This is a genomic window from Methylophaga sp. UBA1464 (assembly GCF_002325665.1).
In the GTDB taxonomy this organism is placed as follows: Bacteria; Pseudomonadota; Gammaproteobacteria; order Nitrosococcales; family Methylophagaceae; genus Methylophaga.
This window is the reverse complement of record NZ_DCSO01000006.1, coordinates 26,026-26,689: the sequence shown is the minus strand read 5'-3', so window position 1 is coordinate 26,689 and position 664 is coordinate 26,026. Positions and strand designations below refer to the sequence as shown.

Below are 664 nucleotides of genomic sequence, written 5' to 3'. Positions count from 1 at the left end.
AAAGAGTACGAGATGGAAGTGGTGCGTGACAAAAAAGATAACGCCATCATTATCTGTTCTATTGAAAACCTGGATGCAATGGGGGTTCACACCGGTGATTCAATCACCGTGGCTCCGGCACAAACATTGACCGACAAAGAATACCAAATCATGCGTAACGCTTCGCTGGCCGTTCTGCGTGAAATTGGCGTGGAAACCGGTGGTTCGAACGTTCAGTTTGCAGTGAATCCGGAAACCGGGCGTTTGATTATTATCGAAATGAATCCGCGGGTTTCACGCTCTTCTGCATTGGCTTCCAAAGCAACCGGTTTTCCGATTGCCAAAGTGGCTGCCAAGCTGGCGGTCGGCTATACCCTGGACGAATTGCAAAACGACATTACCGGTGGTGCAACGCCTGCGTCGTTTGAACCGACAATTGATTACGTGGTGACCAAGATCCCACGTTTTACCTTTGAAAAATTCCCATTGGCAGATAATCGTCTGAGCACACAGATGAAATCTGTCGGTGAAGTTATGGCGATTGGCCGAAACTTCCAGGAATCCCTGCAAAAAGCGTTACGCGGTCTGGAGACGGATCGGGATGGCTTTAACGAAATTCTGGATCTGAAAGCGGAAAATGCCGCTGAAGTGTTACGTCGTGAGTTAAGCCTGCCGGGTTCGGATC

Annotated in this window: 1 pseudogene; it reads left to right on the top strand. The window is 49.2% G+C overall.

Features of this window, described 5'->3' with window-relative positions:
* Nucleotides 1-664, top strand: a pseudogene (gene carB, locus B3O33_RS00600) (carbamoyl phosphate synthase large subunit); the annotation flags it as partial.